Raw genomic sequence first — 18,012 nt, 5'->3', positions numbered from 1 at the left:
TCAGTCGCGCCCTTCCGCGCGCAGGTCGAGACCGATGTCCAGAATCGGGGACGAGTGGGTGAGCGCGCCGACGGCCAGGTAGTCGACGCCGGCCTCCGCGTAGGCCCTGGCGTTCTCCAGGGTGAGCCGCCCGGAGGACTCCAGGGTGGCCCGGCCGGCGACGATCCGCACCGCCTCGGCGGTCTCCTCGGGCGTCATGTTGTCCAGCAGGATCAGGTCGGCGCCCTCGGCGATGACGGGCTCCAGCTGGTCGAGCCGGTCGACCTCGACCTCCACCGGCACGCCGGGGAATTCCTCGCGGACCCGGCGGAAGGCCTCGGCGACGCCGCCCGCCGCGATCACGTGGTTGTCCTTGACCAGGGCGGCGTCCGAGAGCGACATCCGGTGGTTGACGCCGCCGCCGCAGCGCACCGCGTACTTCTCCAGGGCGCGCAGCCCGGGGGTGGTCTTGCGGGTGTCGCGGACCCGGGCCGGGGTGCCGGCCAGCGCGTCGGCCCAGGCGCGGGTGGCGGTGGCGATGCCGGAGAGCCGGCACAGCAGGTTGAGCGCGCTGCGCTCGCCGGTCAGCAGGTCGCGGGTGCGGGCGGTGACGGTGAGCAGCACCTGTCCGGCGGCCACCCGGTCGCCGTCGGCGACGTGCCGCTCGACCTCGAACTCGTCGGTGCAGACGACGGAGAGCACGGCCTCGACGACGTGCAGCCCGGCCACGGTGCCGGCTTGGCGACCGGTGAAGTCGGCGGTGGCGACGGCGTCCTCGGGGATGGTCGCGACGGTGGTGACGTCGACGCCGTTGTCCAGGTCCTCCTCGATGGCCAGGTGGGCGATGTCCTCGACCTGGACGGGGTCGAGCCCGCCGGCGGCGATCAGCTCCGCGAGGCCGGGGTCGAGGCCGCACTCCAGCGGGTCGTACTCGTGGTCGGCGTCGAACTCTCCGTCGAAACCACCGTCCCCGCCGCAACCGCAGCCCGCCCCGCAGCCGCCGGCCGGCTCGTCCGCGCCGGGGCGGACGCCGATGGGCAGCAGGGTGAGCTCCACTCGCTGCGAGGGAGGGGTCTGCGCGCTACTCACTGGAACTCTCTCCTTGGGAACGGCCGATTCCTGGGGTCTCGGTGAAGGCCGTCGTGTCGGTGGCTCGGACGGCGAGGGCGGGCTCGGGGGCTCCCCGGCCCGCGGTGAGGACGAGATGGCGGCACCAGTGGGCGTCGTCCCGCTCGGGGTGGTCCTCGCGCCAGTGTGAGCCGCGGGTCTCCTCGCGGCGCAGCGCGGCGGTGACGAGCGCCCGGGCGACCAGGTGCAGGTTAGCGGTCTCCCACGCCTCGACGCCCGGCTCGGCCGGCTTGCGGTCGTCGTCCCCCTCGGCGACGAGCTCGTCGAGGCCGCGGGCGGCCGCGGCGAGGCTCGCCGCGGACCGCAGCACCCCGGCTCCCGCGGTCATCAGGCGCTGGATGGCGGTGCGGGCCCCGGGCGGCGGCAGCGGCCCCGGGGCCGGCGCGGTCACCGGGGCCGGGGCGGCGGCGCGCGGCTCGGCGAGCACGGCGGCGGCGATGCGCTCGGCGAAGACCAGGCCCTCGAGGAGCGAGTTGGAGGCGAGCCGGTTGGCGCCGTGCACGCCGGTGCAGGCCGTCTCGCCGCAGGCGTAGAGGCCGGGGACGGTGGTGCGGCCCGCCAGGTCGGTGCGGACGCCGCCCGAGGCGTAGTGGGCGGCGGGGGCGACGGGGACGGGCTCGGTCACCGGATCGATGCCGTGCGCCCGGCAGGCGGCCAGGATGGTCGGGAACCGCCGCTCCCACATGGCGTCGCCGAAGTGGCGGCCGTCCAGGTACATGTGCTGGGCGCCCTGCTCCAGCATCCGCCGGGTGATGGCCTTGGCGACGATGTCGCGCGGGGCGAGCTCGGCCAGCTCGTGCTGGCCGACCATGAACCGCTCGCCGGCGGCGTCGACCAGGTGGGCGCCCTCGCCGCGCACCGCCTCCGAGATCAGCGGCTGCTGGCCCTCGGCGTCCGGCCCCAGCCAGAGCACGGTGGGGTGGAACTGCACGAACTCGATGTCGGAGACCTCGGCGCCGGCGCGCAGCGCGATGGCGACGCCGTCGCCGGTGGAGACGGCCGGGTTGGTGGTGGCCGAGTAGATCTGGCCCATCCCGCCGGTGGCCAGCACCACGGCCGGCGCGTGCACTGCGCCGACGCCGTCGTGCCGGCCCTCGCCCATCACGTGCAGGGTGACGCCGGCGGCTCGGCCCGCGGCGTCCTTGAGGAGGTCGAGGGCGAGCGCGTTCTCCACGGTCCTGATGCCGGCGGCGCGGACGGCGGCGACCAGGGCGCGGGATATCTCGGCGCCGGTGGCGTCGCCGCCGGCGTGCGCGATGCGCCGCCGGTGGTGGCCGCCCTCGCGGGTGAGGGCCAGGGCGCCGGCCTCGTCGGTGTCGAAGCGGGCGCCGAGCGCGATCAGCCGGCGCACGGCGCCGGGCCCCTCGGTCACCAGGGCCCGGACGGCGTCCTCGTCGCACAGTCCGGCGCCGGCGACCAGGGTGTCGGCGAGGTGCTGCTCCGGGGTGTCGCCCTCGCCGAGCGCGGCGGCGATGCCGCCCTGGGCCCAGCGCGTGGAGCCCGCGTCGAGCCTGGCCTTGGTGACGATGACGGTGCGGCGGCCCGCGGCGGCGCAGCGCAGCGCGACGGTGAGCCCCGCCACGCCGGAGCCCACGACGACGACCTCCGCCTCGATGGCCCAGCCGGCGCCGGGCGCGGCCAGCGCGGCGGTCACCGGGCCGCCTCCACGATCAGGCGCGCGTTGTCGATGAGCCGGGTGGTGCCGACGCGGGCGGCGACGGCGAGCACCGCCTCGCCGGTGTGGTCGTCGGGCACGTCGAGGAAGTCGAGCGGGCCGACCAGCACCATGTAGTCCAGCTGGATGCCGGGCTCGGCCGCCAGCACCTCGCGGGCGGCGGCGCGGACGGCGGCCGCGCCGCGCGGGGCGGCCGCGGCGCCGGCGGCCAGCGCGCGGCTGATGGCGAGGGCGGAGGCGCGCTCGGCGGGCGACAGGTAGCGGTTGCGGCTGGAGCGGGCGAGGCCGTCGGGGTCGCGCACGGTGGGGGTGGCGACGATCTCGACGGGGAAGTCGAGGTCCCGGACCATGCGGCGGACGAGCGCCAGCTGCTGCGCGTCCTTCTCGCCGAAGAAGGCGTGGTCGGGGCGGGTGAGGTGGAGCAGCTTGGCGACGACGGTCAGCACGCCGTCGAAGTGGCCGGGCCGGGAGGCGCCCTCCAGGCGCTCGCCGAGCTCGCCCGCGACGACCCGGACACCGGGGGTGCCGTGCGGGTACATCTCGGCGTCGCCCGGCGCGAAGACGAGGTCGGCGCCGGCCTCGGCGGCCAGCGCCACGTCGGCTTCGAGGGTGCGCGGATAGCGCGCGTAGTCCTCGTCAGGGCCGAACTGCAGCGGGTTGACGTAGACGGTGACGACCAGCCGGCCGTCAGGCCCCAGCAGCTCGCGGGCCGCGCGGATGTTGGCGGCGTGGCCCTCGTGGAGCGCGCCCATGGTCATGACCACGGCGCGCGGCACGCCCGGCGGGTAGAGCCGGTGCAGCTCCTTGGCGTCGTGTGCGACGGGTATCCCCGGCTTCCCTGTCATCCTTCTCCTCCCTCGGCGGTCCCGGCGCCTTCCGCGCCGTCCGCCAGGACGCCGAGCAGCGCCTCCGCCAGCTCGGGCTTGAGCAGCCCGTGGTCGAGGGCGCGGTCGGCCGTGGTGCGGGCCATCGCGAGATAGCCCGCCAGCGCGTGCGGCGCGTGGGCGCGCAGCTCGGCGAGGTGGGCGGCCACGGTGCCGGCGTCGCCGCGCGCCACCGGGCCCGTGAGGGCGGCGTCGCCGGAGCGCAGCGCGTTGTCCAGGGCGGCGCCGAGCAGCGGGCCGAGCATCCGGTCGGGGGCGCCGACGCCCGCGAGGCGCAGCAGTTCGAGGGACTGGGCGACGAGCGTGACCAGGTGGTTGGCGCCGATGGCCAGGGCCGCGTGGTAGAGCGGGCGGTCCTTCTCCTCGATCCACTCCGGCTCGCCGCCCATCTCGATGACCAGCGCCTCCGCGGCGAGCCGCAGCTCGGCGGGGGCGGTGACGCCGAAGGAGCAGCCGGCGAGCCGGGGCACGTCGACGGCGGTGCCGGTGAACGTCATCACCGGGTGCAGCGCGAGCGGCAGCGCGCCGGCCCGCAGCGCGGGGTCGAGGACGGCGGTGCCGTACCGGCCGGAGCAGTGCGCGACGAGCTGTCCCGGGCGCACCGCGCCGGTCTCGGCCAGGCCGGCGACGAGTCCCGGCAGCGCGTCGTCGGGGACGGTGAGCAGCACCAGGTCGGCGCGGGCCAGCACCTCGTCTGGGGTGACGAGCGGCACCCCGGGCAGCAGTTCCTCGGCCCGCCTGCGGGAGGCGTCGGAGACGCCGGAGGCGGCCACCGGCCGGTGGCCGGCCAGGGCGAGCGCGGCGGCCAACGCGGGGCCGACCCGGCCGGCGCCCACCACGCCGACGCGGAGCCGCGCGGGTCTGTTCCGCGCCTCGGTGCTCCGGGGGGCGTTGGGGGCGGCGTTCACGACGGGCGGTGCCTCTTTCGACTCAGGCGTTCCGGTCCCTGTGCCGGGTACCGGACGACGAGGCCATGCTACGGCGCGCGGCGCCCGGTGTGTGCGGGTCGTGTGGAGGTCGTCAGCGGCCGCCGGCGCGCACCAGACCCGTCTCGTAGGCCAGGACCACGGCCTGCACCCGGTCGCGCAGCCCCAACTTGCCGAGGATCCGGCCGACATGGGTCTTCACGGTGGCCTCGGAGACGACGAGCCTGGCGGCGATCTCGCCGTTGGAGAGGCCCTGCGCGATCAGCATCAGGACCTCGCGCTCCCGCTCGGTGAGCAGGCCGAGTTCGGGGTGCGGCGCCGGGTCGGCGGTGGGCAGCAGGGAGACGAAGCGGTCAAGGAGCCGGCGGGTGGTGGAGGGCGCGACGACCGCGTCCCCGCTGTGCACGGCGCGGATGGCGGTCAGCAGCTCGTCGGGCGGCACGTCCTTGAGCATGAACCCGGCGGCGCCGGCCTTCAGCCCCGAGAAGGCGTACTCGTCGAGGTCGAAGGTGGTGAGGATGAGCACCTTGGGGGCGCCGGGGCCGCCGGCACCGCCCTGGCAGATCCGGCGGGTGGCCTCGACGCCGTCGAGCCTGGGCATCCTGACGTCCATCAGGACGACGTCGACCGCGGTGCTCCGCAGCGCCTCGACGGCCTCCAGGCCGTCGCCCGCCTCGGCCACCACCTCCATGTCGGGTTGGGCGGCCAGCACCATCTTGAACCCGGTGCGCAGCAGCGCCTGGTCGTCCACCAGCATCACGCGGATCGTCATCGGTCGCTCCCCCTCGTCGGTCACGTCTGAAGCTCACCGCGCCACGTCGCCGGCCAGCGGGAGCGTCGCGCTGATGCGGAAGCCGCCCCCGGGGCGGGGCCCGGCGATCAGCACCCCGCCGACCATGCCCACTCGCTCCCGCATGCCGATGAGCCCCTGGCCGCGGCCGTCGGCGCCGCGCTCCTCGTAGAGCTCGCGCTGGGCGCCGCGCCCGTCGTCCTCGGCGAGCACGGTGAGCGCCTCCGGATCGTAGGAGAGCCGGACGGTGGCGCCGACGTCGGGGCCGCCGTGCTTGCGGGTGTTGGTCAGGGCCTCCTGCACGATGCGGTAGGCGGTGAGCTCGACGCCGCTCGGCAGCGGCCGGGGGGTGCCCTCTATCCGGAAGTCGACGGGCAGCCCGGTGTCCCTGACCTGGTCGACCAGGTCGGCCAGCTGCTCGACGCCGGGCTGGGGGACGTAGTCCTGCCCGGTGACCTGGCCGTCCTCGCCGCGCAGCACCCCGAGCAGACGGCGCATCTCGGTGAGGGCCTGCCGGCCGGTGCCGGAGATGGTGTGGAGGGCGTTGCGCGTCTGCTCGGGCGCGGTGTCAAGGACGTAGGCGGCGCCGTCCGCCTGCACGACCATGACGGAGACGTTGTGCGCGACGACGTCGTGGAGCTCCCTGGCGATGCGCGCGCGCTCGGCGGCGACCGCCATCCTGGCCTGGGTCTCCCGCTCCTGTTCGAGCCGGTTGGCCCGCTCCTCCAGCTCGGCGTAGTAGGCGCGGCGGGTGCGCAGCGAGTCCCCGAGGACCCAGGCGAGCAGGAAGGCGATGGTGAGGAAGACGGTGCCGATGATGATGTTGGTCAGGCTCGCGCCCTTGTGGTCCTCCGGCCAGCGCAGCATGGAGACGGTGGGCGCGGTCAGGCACATGCCGAGCGCGACCCGGGACGGCCAGCGCCTGGGCAGGGAGGCGACGGTGAAGGCGATGGCCAGGAAGGCGAAGTTGGCCGGCAGCGGCTGGACGTCGGCCAGCAGTTGGAAGAGCCCGACGGCCAGCGCCAACAGGAGCATCCGCTCCGGGGCGCGGCGGCGCAGCGCCATCACGGTGCCGGAGGCCAGGGTGACGAACAGCCCGGCCCAGGGGTCACCCTGGTAGACACCGGTACCGGGCGCGGTGAGGACGACGAGGGACATGAACACCGGCACGAGCGCCCAACAGCCGTCCACCCACGTGGGGTGGCGGCGGATGAAGTCGTAGAGCCGGTTCACGTAACCCAGCGTATGCACTGGGTGCGGTTCGGGAGTCACCCCGTCGGCCGATACGTGAAGCCGTCAACTACTCCTCAAGGTGGATGGTGCGTGTGAGTGGGATCCCGGAGGGCGCCCCCGACGTCGGGGCCGAGGGCTGGCGGGCGGCGAGTGAGCGCGCGCTGTACGGCCCGGGGGGCTTCTTCGTGCGCGAGGCGCCGGCGGCGCACTTCCGCACGGCCGTGCACGCCTCGCCGCTCTTCGCCGGCGCGGTGGCCGAGTTGCTGCTCCGGGTGGACGAGGCGCTCGGCCGGCCGCCGGCGCTCACCCTGGTGGACGTCGGCGCGGGGCGGGGCGAGTTGGCCGCCGGGGTGCTGGCCGCGCTGCCGCCCGAGCCGGCCGGGCGGCTGCGGGTGTACGCGGTGGAGCGGGCGCCGCGTCCGGCGGGGCTCGACCCGCGGGTGGGGTGGCGGTCGGCCCCGCCCGCGGGCGCGGTGGGGCTGCTGTTCGCCAACGAGTGGCTGGACAACGTGCCGCTCGACGTGGCCGAGGTCGACGACGCCGGGGTGGCGCGCCTGGTGCTGGTCGACGGGACGGGCGGTGAGCGGCTCGGCCCGCCGGTGGCGGGCGCGGACGCCGACTGGTTGCGCCGCTGGTGGCCGCTGGACGGCGCGCCGCCCGGCACCCGCGCCGAGATCGGGCTGCCGCGCGACCTGGCCTGGGCCGGCGCGCGCTCCAGCCTCGCGCGTGGCCTCGCGGTGGCCGTGGACTACGCGCACACCCGTGAGCGGCGGCCGCCGCTCGGCACGCTCACCGGCTACCGGGACGGCCGCGAGGTGCGCCCGGTGCCGGACGGTGGCTGCGACCTGACCGCCCATGTGGCGCTCGACGCCTGCGCCGGCGCGGGCGGGCGGCTGCTGTCCCAGCGCGACGCGCTGCGCGCGCTCGGCGTGGACGGCGCGCGCCCCCCGCTGGAGTCGGCCTCCCGCGACCCGGCCGGCTACCTGCGCCGGCTCGCCAGGGCCGGCGAGGCCGCCGAGCTGACCGACCCGGCGGGACTCGGCGGCTTCAGCTGGCTCGTCGAGCCGGTGGGCATCCGCGACCCGCTGGCCTGAGCTCCCCGCGGGGGCGGCTCACTTGTCGATGTCGCCGACCACGAAGAAGAAGGAGCCGAGGATCGCCACCATGTCGGCCACCAGCGTGCCGGGCAGCAGCGCGCTCAGCGCCTGGATGTTGTTGAAGGACGCGGACCGCAGCTTCAGCCGGTGGGGCGTCTTCTCGCCCTTGGACACCAGGTAGTAGCCGTTGATGCCGAGCGGGTTCTCGGTCCAGGCGTAGGTGGCGCCCTCCGGCGCCTTGAGGACCTTGGGCAGCCGCTGGTTCACGGGGCCCGGCGGCAGCTCGGCGAGCCGGTCGAGGCAGGCGTCGGCGAGGTCGAGCGCGTTCTTCGCCTGGTCGAGCAGCACCTCGAACCTGGCCAGGCAGTCGCCCGCCTCCCTGGTCACCACGCGCAGCACGTCGCCCAACTCCCCGTACGCCAGGTACGGCTCGTCCCGGCGCAGGTCGAAGTCGACACCGCTGGCCCGCGCGATGGGCCCGGAGACCCCGTAGGCCCGCGCCGTCTCCGGGCGCAGCACCCCGACGCCCCTGGTGCGGGCCCGGAACACCTCGTTGCCGAGCACCAGCTCGTCCAGCCTGGTCATCCCGGAACGCACCGCGGCCACCGCCGCCCTGGCGCGCCCCGGCCAGCCCTCGGGCAGCTCCTCCTTGAGGCCGCCGACCCGGTTGAACATGTAGTGCATCCGGCCGCCCGAGACCTCCTCCATCACCTGCTGCAGGTGCTCCCGCTCGGTGAAGGCGTAGAACATCGGCGTGATGCCGCCGAGCTCCAGCGGATAGGACCCCAGGAACATCAGGTGGTTGAGCACCCGGTTGAGCTCGGCGAGCAGGGTGCGCAGCCAGACGGCGCGCAGCGGCACCTCCATGCCGAGCATCCGCTCCACGGCCAGCACCACGCCCAGCTCGTTGGAGAACGCGGACAGCCAGTCGTGCCGGTTGGCCAGCACGATGATCTGCCGGTAGTCGCGCGCCTCGAAGAGCTTCTCGGCGCCCCGGTGCATGTAGCCGACGATCGGCTCGGCCTGCGAGATCCGCTCCCCGTCCAGCACCAGGCGCAGCCGCAGCACCCCGTGCGTGGAGGGGTGCTGGGGGCCGATGTTCAGCACCATGTCGGTGCTCTCGGCCGCGCCGCCCACTCCGATGACCGTCTCCGTCATGCGCGTCAGTCTTTCACCCCTCCGCGCCGCGCGCCGCCCCTCTAAGATGCCTGTATGAACACGGTGGCTGAGGGGCCGGCCACGACGGAGGCGGCCCGGGGGACCGGCGACACCTGGCGGCCGGTGGCCGCCGCCCTGCTACGGATGCGGCGGCTGCTGCTGGTGGGCTGGCTCGCGCCGCCCACCCTTGCCCTCGCCCTCCTCCTCGCGCTGCTCGTCGGCGGCTCGTGGGCGCTGCTCGCGGCGGTGCCGGCCGGCGCCGCCCTGTGGGGCTGGGGCGCGCTCGCCCGCAACTGGCGTTCGTGGGGTTACCAGGAGCGCGACGACGATCTGCTGATCAGGCGTGGGGTGCTGTGGCGGCAGCTGACCGTGGTGCCCTACGGCAGGATGCAGCTGGTCGAGGTCACCTCAGGACCGCTGGAGCGCCGGTTCGGCCTCGCGACGCTCCAGCTGCACACGGCCGCCGCCGCCACCGACGCCACCATCCCAGGGCTGCCGCCGACCGAGGCCGAGCGGCTGCGGGACCGGCTCACCGAGCTGGGCGAGGCCCGTTCGGCCGGGCTGTGAGCGGCGGCCCCCCGTGAGCGGCCCCACCGAGGAGACCCCCCAGGAGACCCCCGAGCAGCCGTCGCGGGAAGCGCCCGAGGCGGCGCCCGAGAGCACCGGGGAGATACCCGCGGGCACGGGCCGCCGGCTGCACCCGGTGACGCCCTGGCGCCGCGCCTGGGCCCCACTCGCCGGCCTCGGCGCGGTCGCCGCGAACAATGTCCAGAACCTCGACGACTGGACCGACTCGCTCGGCCTGGCCCGGCTGTCCCTGCTGCTGCTCGCGCTGGTGGTGTGCGCCGCCGGCTACGGCTACCTCTCCTGGCGCGTCACCCGCTACCTGGTCACCGACACCGAACTCCGCATCCGCACCGGGCTGCTCTTCCGCCGCACCGCCCACCTGCGCCTCGACCGCATCCAGGCCGTCGACGTCTCCCGGCCCATGCTGGCCAGGGTGCTCGGCGTGGCCAAGCTCAAGATGGACGTGGTCGGCTCGGGCGCCGCCGACGAGTTGGCGTACCTGGGCGAGGCCGAGGCCGTCAGGCTGCGCGCCGAACTGCTGGCCAGGGCCGCCGGCATCGCCCCGGAGGCCGCGCCCACCGCGGGCGAGGCGCCGGCCCGCGAGCTGTACCAGGTGGAGACCGGGACGCTGGTCGGGTCGCTGGCGCTGCTCGGCAGCGGCTGGGGGCTGCTGGCGGTCGCGCTCACCGTGACCGGGCTCGTCTGGTGGGGGACCGACAACCTCGTGGCCTCGGGGCTGGCCGGACTCCCGCTGCTGGCCGGCGCGTGGCAGTCCAGCGTGGGCGCCTTCCTCACCCAGTACGGCTGGACGGTGAGCGAGTCCCCCGACGGGCTGCGTCTCGACCACGGCCTGCTGCAGCGCGACCACGCCACCGTGCCGCCCGGCAGGGTGCAGGCGGTGCGCCTGGTGGAGCCGCTGCTGTGGCGGCGGCGCGGCTGGGTGCGGGTCGAACTCGACGTGGCCGGCGGCGGTAACGAGGGCGGGCTGCTCGCGCCCGTCACCACCCGCGCGACGGCCGCCGCGCTGGTCGGCCGGATCCTGCCCGAGGTGGACCTGGCGGCGGCGCTCGCCGGCGTCCGGGCCGCGCCCGGCCGGGCCCGCTGGGTCTTCCCCGTGGGCCGGGTCGGCTACGGGCACGGGGTGACCGGGGCCGTGTTCGTGGCCCGGCACGGCCGGCTGCGGCGCGTCCACGAACTGGTGCCGCACGCCAAGGTGCAGAGCGTCCGGATGACCCAGGGCCCGTGGGCGCAGCGGCTCGGGCTCGCCCACATCCACGTGGACCACGGCGCGGACGGCACGGCCAGCGCCCGGCTGCAGGACGCCGGCTACGCGGCGGCCGAGGTGGCGGCGCAGGCCGAGCGCTCCAGGGTCGGCCGGCGGGCCGCGGCGCCGGAGCGCTGGCTGACCCGCTGAGCCCGGTCCGACGACGGTCCCGCCGCGGTCAGCCGATCGTCGTGCCGCCGGGCTGCCCCTCGTCGCCCTCGACGTCGTCCTCGGACGCCTCGTCCTCGTCCTCCTCCTGGTCGAGCAGCACGGGAGAGCCGTGGTGCGCCCACACCTTCCAGTCGCCGTCCTCGGTGCGGCGGAAGATGTTGGTGGCCACCACCATGCCGCCGACCAGCGGCCCCGCCGAGCCGTCCGCCTCCGCCGGGCCGCCGCTCAGGATGTTCTCCGTGCAGGTCACCAGCGCCGTGTCGCCCTGCACCGACACCTCGACGTCGGTCAGGAAGAACTGGATGTACTCGGTGTTGGCCATGATCAGCGCGTACGAGCGCATCACCTCGCCGCGCCCGCTGATCACCGGCCAGCCCGGGTGCACGACGCTGACGCCCTCGTCGAGCCAGCGCTCGGCCATCGCGTCCAGGTCGCCGCGCTCCAGCGCGTCGTAGAGCGCGGTGTTCGCCGCGGCCACCGCCTCGATGTCGGTGCCCGCGCCGCTCACGCCGCCCCCTCCGCCGCCGCGACGGCTCTCGCCACCCGCACCGCGTCGGCGCTGGCCCGCACCTCGTGCACCCGCACCGCCCACGCGCCGTCCCTGGCGGCGAGCGCCGTGACGGCGGCGGTCGCCGCGTCCCGCTCCCGCGCCGGCGGCGGCTCGGCGTTCGGCCCGGCAAGCACCCGGCCGAGGAACCGCTTGCGGGAGGCCGCCACCAGCAGCGGCAGCCCGAGCTCGGCGCGCAGCCGGCGGCCCGCGGCGACCAGCGCCAGGTCGTGCTCGGCTCGCTTGGCGAAGCCGAGCCCGGGGTCGACGACAAGACGGTCCGCGGTGATGCCGCCCTCGACGGCGCGCGCCACGCTCTCCCGCAGCTCGGCCACCACCTCGCCGACCACGTCCCCGTAGACCGCCCGCTCGTTCATGTCGATGCTCTGGCCGCGCCAGTGCATCACCACGAACGGCACCCCGGCGGCGGCGACCACCGGCACCATCCGGGGGTCGGCGCGGCCGCCGCTGACGTCGTTGACCAGACGCGCGCCGGCCGCCACGGCCTGCTCGGCCACGCTGGCCCGCATCGTGTCCACACTGACGAGCACGCCCTCGCGCGCCAGCTCCCGCACCACGGGGACGACCCGCCGCAGCTCCTCCGGCTCGTCCACCCGGGTCGCGCCCGGACGGGTCGACTCACCGCCCACGTCGACCAGGTCGGCACCCTCGGCCACCAGGTCGAGGCCACGTTTCACCGCCGACTCGGCGTCGAACCAACGCCCGCCGTCCGAGAAGGAGTCCGGTGTGACGTTGACCACCCCCATGACCGCGCAGCGATCCCAGCTGGGCAGTCCGGTCACGTGGCCGTACGAGATGCTCATGCGTCAAGGGTAGGGGCTCACCGCCCGCCGCCGCGGGCCGAAAAGCGACCCGGGGGCAGTGGCTTTCCCGGCGATCCGGGTACCTGAGGCGCCATCGGACGGAACCCTGGGGCGCCGCTGCTTGTTCGCCCCCCGCGGGTAGATTCGAACGCCTCGGAGGGGTTTTATGCCCTTGGCATCCTGCACCGAGAAGCGAGAGGGAGTGACGCCGTGGACGAGATCGCCCTGCACGGCCTGCGCGCCAGGGGCTACCACGGGGTCCTGCCGCACGAGCGCGCCGAGGGCCAGACCTTCGTGGTCGACGTCAGGCTCGGCGTCGACACCCGCGCCGCGGCGGCCACGGACGAGTTGGCCAGGACGGTCGACTACGGCGTGCTGGCCGAGGAGGTCACCGCGGTGGTCGCGGGCGAGCCCTGCGACCTGGTGGAGACGCTGGCCCAGCGGATCGCCGACCGGTGCCTGGCGCACTCCCGGGTGGGGTGGACCGAGGTCACCGTGCACAAACCGCAGGCGCCCATCACCGTCCCCTTCGACGACGTGACCATCACCATCAAGCGGAGCCGAGCATGACCTCCAGCAACGCCGCTTCATCCCCCGACCCGACCGTCCAGCCGGTACCCGCCTCCGTCGTCCAGCAGGTCGACGCGGCGGACTCGACCCTGCACAACCCCCAACGCGCCGTCATCTCGCTCGGCAGCAACCTCGGCAACCGTCTGGAGACCCTGCAGGGCGCGATCGACGCGCTGGAGGACACCCCGGGGGTGCGGGTGAAGGCCGTGTCGCCCGTCTACGAGACCGAGCCGTGGGGCGTGGAACCCGGCACCCAGCCGTCGTACTTCAACGCGGTGGTGATCGTGAAGACGACGCTGCCGCCCGCCTCGCTGCTGGAGCGGGCGCACGCCATCGAGGAGGCGTTCCACCGGGCGCGCGACACCCGTTGGGGGCCGCGCACCATCGACGTGGACATCGTGGCCTACCAGGGCGTGGTCTCCGACGACCCGGCGCTCACCCTCCCCCATCCCCGGGCCCACGAGCGCGCGTTCGTGCTCGTGCCGTGGCACGATGTCGACCCGGGCGCGGAGGTCGCCGGCCATGGCCCGGTGGCCGGACTGCTGACCGCGGTCGGCGCGCAGGGGGTCATCGCGCGCCCCGACCTCACCCTGGTGCTGCCCGACTAGCCAGGACTCGCTCCGAGACCAGCCTCCCCGGACTGATTGGGACCGAAGTTCACCGCCATGAACCAACTGCGGATCCGCACCCTGGCCGGTCTGTTCGTCGCCGCCGCGGCCGTCGCCTGGGCGTTCGCCGGGCTGTGGGACTCCCTGGACAACACGCTGCCCGCGGTGCCCCTGCTCGCGCCGGTCATCCTGGCCCTGATCGCGATCGTGCTGCTGGCGACCGCGCTGTCGCTGCGGTCCAGGCTGCGCGCCCAGCGTGAGCGGCGGCCCGGCGCCAAACCCGTGGACCGAATGATGGCGGCGCGCGCCGTGGTCTTCGGCCAGGCGAGCGCGCTGGTCTCGGCGCTGGTGTCCGGCGGGTACGGCGGCTTCGGGCTCTTCCTGCTCATGTACCGGATGGACGTGCCGAACCGGCGCGAGCAGGCGCTCTACGCCCTGCTCGCGGTGGTGGCCGGCCTCGCGGTCATCGCGGCGGCGCTGTTCCTGGAGCGCGTCTGCCGGCTCCGGGACGGCGACGAGGAAGGCCCTGGCGGCCCGGGGCCGATAGGGCACCGGGCCTAGCTGGCGGCTCCTCGTTCGGCGTCCCGCGGATCGGGCGGCGGCTCAGTCGGCGTCCGGTTCGGCGGTCCGCTTCCGAGCGGCGGCGGACATCGCGCCGCGGCGGCCGCGCCACGTGGGCGCGACCGGCCACGACGGCGCCGTAGCCGGGAGACGGCGTGCCGCGGCACATCCCAGCGGAGCGCTCACGCCCCGCTGATCGCGTCGAGATCCACCGCGTCGCGCGCCACGGCACGCGCGTCCGCGTCGATCGAGCGGCGCAGCGCCTCGTGCAGCCCGGTCGGGGTGAGCACGCCGAGGAAGCGGTCCCCGTCGGTCGGGTCGAGCACGGCGATCCAGCCGGCGTCGTACTGGAGCATGGTGCTGAACGCCCGCTTGAGGGAGGCGCCGAGCGGCAGCCACGCGTCCATCCGGCGCGCGTAGCCGGCGACCGGGCCGACCGCGTCCGTACCGCCCTCGTCCGGTATCGGCACCCAGCCGTGCAGCGCCTCGTACTCGTCGAGGACCACGGCCCACCGCACCCCGTCGGCGCGCATCAGGGACGCGGCCCGCGACATCGGGTCGGAGAGGTGCACCACGGGCGGCCGCTCCAGGTCGCCCTTCTCCACCGGCGTCACCGAGAGCCGCTTGAGCCCGCGGTCGCTGCCGACGAACGCGGCGACGTGCTCGTTGGCCGGGGCGCCGAGGACGGTGGCCGGCGTGTCGAACTGCTCGACCCGGCCCTGCCCGAAGACCGCCATCCGGTCGCCGAGCCGCACCGCCTCCTCCACGTCGTGGGTGACGAACAGCACCGTCTTGCGCATCTCCGCCTGGAGCCGCAGGAACTCGTTCTGCAGCCGCTCCCGCACCACCGGGTCGACGGCGCCGAACGGCTCGTCCATCAGCAGCACCGGCGGGTCGGCCGCCAGCGCCCTGGCCACCCCCACCCGCTGCCGCTGCCCGCCGGAGAGCTGGTCCGGGTAACGGCCGCCGTACACCGCCGGGTCGAGGCCCACCAGCTCGAGCAGCTCGCCGGCGCGCCGGCGCGCCTCGGCCCGCCGGGTGCCGAGCAGCAGCGGCACGGCGGCGGCGTTGTCCAGCACGGTGCGGTGCGGGAAGAGGCCGACCTGCTGGATGACGTAGCCGATCCGGCGGCGCAGCCGCACCGGGTCCTGGGCGGCGATGTCCTCGCCACCGAGCAGTATCCGGCCGGAGGTCGGCTCCTCCAGGCGGTTGACCATCCGCATGGTGGTGGTCTTGCCACAGCCCGAGGGGCCGACGAGCGTGACGAGCTCTCCCTCGGCGATCTCCAGATGGAGGTCGTCCACGGCGAGGGTGCCGTCCGGATACCGCTTGGAGACGTGGTCGAACCGCAACATGTTCATAAGTCTGTCAGGTTTTAGGGCTAGGGTGCTTGAACATGAGTGCGGTGACCGCGGAGAACTGCCTGGCCGCGAACGAATGGATCTGTGGGGAGTACGTCCGCAGCCGTGGCCAGGAGCTGACCGACGCCACCCTGGAACACATCGTGATCGCCGCCACCTCGGTCGGCATCGCCGTCCTGGTCGCCTTCCCGCTGGCCCTGCTCGCCCGCCGCTGGCGGCCGGCCGCCGGCTCCATCCTCGGCCTGACCACCGTGCTCTACACGATCCCCTCGCTCGCCATGTACGCGCTGCTGCTGCCGGTGTTCGGGCTCTCCGCCTCGGTGGTGATCTGCGGCCTGGTGCTCTACTCGCTCACCGTCCTCGTCCGCAACATCCTCACCGGCCTTGACTCCGTCCCGGCCGAGACCAGGGACGCGGCCCGGGGCCTGGGCTACGGCCGCTGGCGGCTGCTGTTCGGCGTCGAACTGCCGCTCGCCCTGCCCGCCCTGATGGCCGGGGTGCGGATCGCCACGGTCTCCGCCGTCTCGCTGACCACGGTCGGCGCCATCGTCGGCCACGGCGGCCTCGGCAACCTCATCCACAGCGGCATGAACAGCTACTTCAAGGCGCAGGTGCTCACCGCCTCCGTGCTGTGCGTGCTGCTCGCCGTCGTGGCCGACCTGCTGCTGCTCGCCGTCCAACGCCTGTTGACGCCATGGACCAGAGCGGCCGGCGGCGGCCGCTCCACCCCGCGCGCGCCACGGCGGGACGCGGTGCTCGACGCCCGGGAGGCGATCTGAGATGGGCGTGATCCCCGACGCGTGGACCTGGCTCACCACCGGCGCCAACTGGTCGGGCGACGCCGGCGTGTGGCACCGGCTCGTCGAGCACCTCTACCTCACCGGCGTCTGCCTCGTCCTCTCCTGCGTCATCGCGCTGCCGCTCGCCTTCCGGCTCGGCCACGGCGGCGGGCACCGGATCGGCGGCGCGCTGGCGATCAACATCTCCAACGTGGGCCGCGCGGTCCCCACCTTCGCCGTCCTGGTGCTGCTCACCATCGGCCCGCTCGGCCGCCACGGCGACCTGCCGGTGATCGTCGCGCTGGTGCTGTTCGCCGTGCCGCCGCTACTGACCAACGCCTACGTGGGCGTCTCGGAGGCCGACCGGGACGTGGTGGGCGCCGCCCGCGGGCTCGGCATGTCCGGCTGGCAGCTGTTGACGCGCGTCGAGCTGCCGCTGGCGTTCCCGCTGATCATGACGGGGGTGCGCACGGCGGCCGTGCAGATCGTGGCCACCGCCACGCTGGCCGCGCTGCCCGGGGGCGGCGGCCTGGGCCGCGTCATCACCGCGGGCTTCGCCAACTACCGCACCGCGCAGGTGGTCGCGGGGGCGGTGCTGGTCGCCCTGCTGGCGCTGGCCGTCGAAGGGGTGCTCGCCCTGCTCCAGCGCGGCCTCGACCCGGCGCGCGGGCGGCGCGCGAGCGACCGTCGGACCCGCCGGGCGGAGCCCCCGGCCACCGGCCGGGACGGGGAAGGACCCGTGGAGCCCGCGCCGGCCGCCACCACCCGAACCAGGGAACCGGCCACCGAAGTCGCCGAATGACCTGCCCTCCGACCAAGGGAGTTCCTGTGAACCGCACGATCCGACACGCCGCCACCGGCCTGACCGGCCTCACGCTGGCCCTGACCCTGGCCGCCTGCGGCGGCGGAGACAGCCTCGAGTCCGAAGGCGACAGCGGCGGGGGCGGTGGCGAGCAGAGCTCCGGCGACACGCTGACGATCGGCGGCGCCAACTTCACCGAGGCCACCATCATGGCCGAGCTCTACTCGCGGATCCTCACCGACGCCGGTTACTCCACCGAGGTCACCACCGTGGACAGCCGCGAGATCTACGAGCCCGAGCTGGAGAGCGGCGGCATCGACATCGTCCCCGAGTACGCCGCCACCCTGACCGAGTTCCTCAACGCCAAGGTCAACGGCGCGGACGCGGAGCCCGTCGCCAGCCCCGACGTCGAGGAGACCGTCACCGCGCTGCGCGAACTCGCCGAGCCGCTCGGCCTCACGGTGCTGGACGCCGGCGAGGCCGCCGACCAGAACGCGTTCGCGGTCACCGAGGAGTTCGCCGCGGAGCACGACCTGACGACCCTCTCCGACCTCGGCGAGTCCGGCCTCCCGATCCGGCTCGCGGCCGGCGACGAGTGCGCCGAACGCCCCTTCTGCCAGCCGGGCCTGGAGGAGACCTACGGCATCGACATCACCGAGATCGACCCGCGCGGCGTCGGCACCGTCCAGGCCAAGCAGGCCGTCGCCGACGGGCAGGACGACATGGTGCTGACCACCACCACCGACGCCACGCTCGAGGACTTCGGCCTGGTGCTCCTGGAGGACGACCGCGCCCTCCAGCTCGCCGACAACCTGCTGCCGGTGCTCAACAGCGAGACCGCGGACGACGAGCAGATCACCGCGACGCTCGACCGTCTCACCGAGACGCTCACCACCGAGGACCTGATCGAGCTCAACCGGCAGGTCGACGCCGAGCGCCGCACCGCGGGCGACGTGGCCGACGAGTACCTCCAGGAGAACGGCCTGATCGGCGGCTGACGGACGGTCGGGAGGGCACCTGCACCAACGGGGCGGCCGGAAAATCGGCTTGATAACCGGCCGGCCACAACCACCCGGGTGCCCTCCCAC

At 74.9% G+C, this 18,012-nt stretch carries 19 protein-coding genes; 9 read left to right on the top strand and 10 right to left on the bottom strand.

Annotated elements, in window-relative coordinates:
* The 6 genes from nadC to ACFWI8_RS08920 form a co-directional block, all read right to left on the bottom strand.
* Nucleotides 1-1,035, bottom strand: coding sequence for a carboxylating nicotinate-nucleotide diphosphorylase (nadC, locus tag ACFWI8_RS08945; RefSeq protein WP_387087567.1), 1,035 nt, complete (start codon nucleotides 1,033-1,035; stop codon nucleotides 1-3).
* Nucleotides 1,036-1,060: 25 nt separating this feature from the next.
* Entirely contained in the window at nucleotides 1,061-2,761 is a 1,701-nt protein-coding gene (locus ACFWI8_RS08940) for an L-aspartate oxidase (protein WP_387087471.1), read from the bottom strand.
* A complete protein-coding gene (gene panC, locus ACFWI8_RS08935) occupies nucleotides 2,758-3,627 on the bottom strand; it encodes a pantoate--beta-alanine ligase (RefSeq protein WP_387087469.1) in 870 nt (289 codons plus the stop codon). The genes ACFWI8_RS08940 and panC overlap by 4 nt, the downstream gene beginning before the upstream one ends.
* A complete protein-coding gene (locus ACFWI8_RS08930) occupies nucleotides 3,624-4,574 on the bottom strand; it encodes a DUF2520 domain-containing protein (RefSeq protein WP_311601698.1) in 951 nt (316 codons plus the stop codon). The genes panC and ACFWI8_RS08930 overlap by 4 nt, the downstream gene beginning before the upstream one ends.
* Before the next feature lie 112 nt (nucleotides 4,575-4,686).
* Nucleotides 4,687-5,364, bottom strand: coding sequence for a response regulator (locus tag ACFWI8_RS08925; RefSeq protein WP_387087467.1), 678 nt, complete (start codon nucleotides 5,362-5,364; stop codon nucleotides 4,687-4,689).
* 33 nt (nucleotides 5,365-5,397) lie between these two features.
* The gene (locus ACFWI8_RS08920) at nucleotides 5,398-6,615 is read right to left on the bottom strand and encodes a histidine kinase (protein WP_387087465.1); all 1,218 of its coding nucleotides are present in this window, start codon (nucleotides 6,613-6,615) and stop codon (nucleotides 5,398-5,400) included.
* Nucleotides 6,616-6,707: 92 nt separating this feature from the next.
* On the opposite strand from ACFWI8_RS08920, the gene ACFWI8_RS08915 reads away from it, so the two are divergent.
* A complete protein-coding gene (locus ACFWI8_RS08915) occupies nucleotides 6,708-7,709 on the top strand; it encodes an SAM-dependent methyltransferase (RefSeq protein ID WP_387087463.1) in 1,002 nt (333 codons plus the stop codon).
* Nucleotides 7,710-7,727: 18 nt separating this feature from the next.
* Here the strand turns inward: ACFWI8_RS08915 and ACFWI8_RS08910 are convergent, their stop codons facing one another.
* Entirely contained in the window at nucleotides 7,728-8,879 is a 1,152-nt protein-coding gene (locus ACFWI8_RS08910) for an NADH-quinone oxidoreductase subunit D (RefSeq protein ID WP_387087565.1), read from the bottom strand.
* A 45-nt stretch (nucleotides 8,880-8,924) separates the two neighbouring features.
* Here ACFWI8_RS08910 and ACFWI8_RS08905 point away from each other — a divergent pair, with 45 nt between their 5' ends.
* Nucleotides 8,925-9,437, top strand: coding sequence for a PH domain-containing protein (locus tag ACFWI8_RS08905; RefSeq protein ID WP_387087461.1), 513 nt, complete (start codon nucleotides 8,925-8,927; stop codon nucleotides 9,435-9,437).
* Between the two features lie 13 nt (nucleotides 9,438-9,450).
* Entirely contained in the window at nucleotides 9,451-10,851 is a 1,401-nt protein-coding gene (locus ACFWI8_RS08900; RefSeq protein WP_387087459.1) for a PH domain-containing protein, read from the top strand.
* A gap of 28 nt (nucleotides 10,852-10,879) precedes the next feature.
* On the opposite strand, the gene ACFWI8_RS08895 is transcribed toward ACFWI8_RS08900, so the two are convergent.
* Both ACFWI8_RS08895 and folP read right to left on the bottom strand, forming a co-directional pair.
* Complete coding sequence (locus ACFWI8_RS08895; protein WP_311601691.1) at nucleotides 10,880-11,380, bottom strand: nuclear transport factor 2 family protein; 501 nt, start codon at nucleotides 11,378-11,380, stop codon at nucleotides 10,880-10,882.
* Entirely contained in the window at nucleotides 11,377-12,243 is an 867-nt protein-coding gene (gene folP / locus ACFWI8_RS08890; protein WP_387087457.1) for a dihydropteroate synthase, read from the bottom strand. The genes ACFWI8_RS08895 and folP overlap by 4 nt, the downstream gene beginning before the upstream one ends.
* Nucleotides 12,244-12,453: 210 nt before the next feature.
* On the opposite strand from folP, the gene folB reads away from it, so the two are divergent.
* The 3 genes from folB to ACFWI8_RS08875 are packed head-to-tail and all read left to right on the top strand — an operon-like array spanning nucleotide 12,454 to nucleotide 13,982.
* Nucleotides 12,454-12,813 carry a dihydroneopterin aldolase gene (gene folB, locus ACFWI8_RS08885; RefSeq protein ID WP_387087455.1) on the top strand — a complete coding sequence of 120 codons (360 nt, stop codon included), beginning with the start codon at nucleotides 12,454-12,456 and terminating at the stop codon, nucleotides 12,811-12,813.
* Nucleotides 12,810-13,421, top strand: a complete 612-nt coding sequence (folK, locus tag ACFWI8_RS08880) for a 2-amino-4-hydroxy-6-hydroxymethyldihydropteridine diphosphokinase (RefSeq protein ID WP_387087453.1) — start codon at nucleotides 12,810-12,812, stop codon at nucleotides 13,419-13,421. The genes folB and folK overlap by 4 nt, the downstream gene beginning before the upstream one ends.
* 57 nt (nucleotides 13,422-13,478) lie before the next feature.
* A complete protein-coding gene (locus ACFWI8_RS08875; RefSeq protein WP_387087451.1) occupies nucleotides 13,479-13,982 on the top strand; it encodes a DUF3180 domain-containing protein in 504 nt (167 codons plus the stop codon).
* A gap of 182 nt (nucleotides 13,983-14,164) precedes the next feature.
* Here ACFWI8_RS08875 and ACFWI8_RS08870 read toward each other — a convergent pair whose 3' ends face one another.
* Nucleotides 14,165-15,337, bottom strand: a complete 1,173-nt coding sequence (locus ACFWI8_RS08870) for an ABC transporter ATP-binding protein (protein ID WP_387087449.1) — start codon at nucleotides 15,335-15,337, stop codon at nucleotides 14,165-14,167.
* Nucleotides 15,338-15,378: 41 nt separating this feature from the next.
* On the opposite strand from ACFWI8_RS08870, the gene ACFWI8_RS08865 reads away from it, so the two are divergent.
* The 3 genes from ACFWI8_RS08865 to ACFWI8_RS08855 are packed head-to-tail and all read left to right on the top strand — an operon-like array spanning nucleotide 15,379 to nucleotide 17,922.
* Nucleotides 15,379-16,122 carry an ABC transporter permease gene (locus tag ACFWI8_RS08865; RefSeq protein ID WP_387087447.1) on the top strand — a complete coding sequence of 248 codons (744 nt, stop codon included), beginning with the start codon at nucleotides 15,379-15,381 and terminating at the stop codon, nucleotides 16,120-16,122.
* Between the two features lies 1 nt (nucleotide 16,123).
* Nucleotides 16,124-16,924 carry an ABC transporter permease gene (locus tag ACFWI8_RS08860; protein ID WP_387087445.1) on the top strand — a complete coding sequence of 267 codons (801 nt, stop codon included), beginning with the start codon at nucleotides 16,124-16,126 and terminating at the stop codon, nucleotides 16,922-16,924.
* 26 nt (nucleotides 16,925-16,950) lie between these two features.
* The gene (locus ACFWI8_RS08855) at nucleotides 16,951-17,922 is read left to right on the top strand and encodes an ABC transporter substrate-binding protein (RefSeq protein ID WP_387087443.1); all 972 of its coding nucleotides are present in this window, start codon (nucleotides 16,951-16,953) and stop codon (nucleotides 17,920-17,922) included.
* Nucleotides 17,923-18,012: the final 90 nt, after the last annotated feature.

The sequence above is a fragment of the Streptomyces sp. NPDC127098 genome, from assembly GCF_042722465.1.
Taxonomy (GTDB): Bacteria; Actinomycetota; Actinomycetes; order Streptomycetales; family Streptomycetaceae; genus Streptomyces; species Streptomyces millisiae.
The sequence above is the reverse complement of the archived record's forward strand: the minus strand, read 5'-3'. Positions and strand labels throughout refer to the sequence as shown.

What these genes read in the sequence shown, in the direction of transcription:
- ACFWI8_RS08870 (WP_387087449.1), bottom strand. Translation starts at nt 15,337, where the DNA reads ATGTTGCGGTTCGACCACGTCTCCAAGCGGTATCCGGACGGCACCCTC.
- panC (WP_387087469.1), bottom strand. Translation starts at nt 3,627, where the DNA reads ATGACAGGGAAGCCGGGGATACCCGTCGCACACGACGCCAAGGAGCTG.
- folP (WP_387087457.1), bottom strand. Translation starts at nt 12,243, where the DNA reads ATGAGCATCTCGTACGGCCACGTGACCGGACTGCCCAGCTGGGATCGC.
- ACFWI8_RS08875 (WP_387087451.1), top strand. Translation starts at nt 13,479, where the DNA reads ATGAACCAACTGCGGATCCGCACCCTGGCCGGTCTGTTCGTCGCCGCC.
- ACFWI8_RS08905 (WP_387087461.1), top strand. Translation starts at nt 8,925, where the DNA reads ATGAACACGGTGGCTGAGGGGCCGGCCACGACGGAGGCGGCCCGGGGG.
- ACFWI8_RS08925 (WP_387087467.1), bottom strand. Translation starts at nt 5,364, where the DNA reads ATGACGATCCGCGTGATGCTGGTGGACGACCAGGCGCTGCTGCGCACC.
- ACFWI8_RS08860 (WP_387087445.1), top strand. Translation starts at nt 16,124, where the DNA reads ATGGGCGTGATCCCCGACGCGTGGACCTGGCTCACCACCGGCGCCAAC.
- ACFWI8_RS08865 (WP_387087447.1), top strand. Translation starts at nt 15,379, where the DNA reads ATGAGTGCGGTGACCGCGGAGAACTGCCTGGCCGCGAACGAATGGATC.
- folK (WP_387087453.1), top strand. Translation starts at nt 12,810, where the DNA reads ATGACCTCCAGCAACGCCGCTTCATCCCCCGACCCGACCGTCCAGCCG.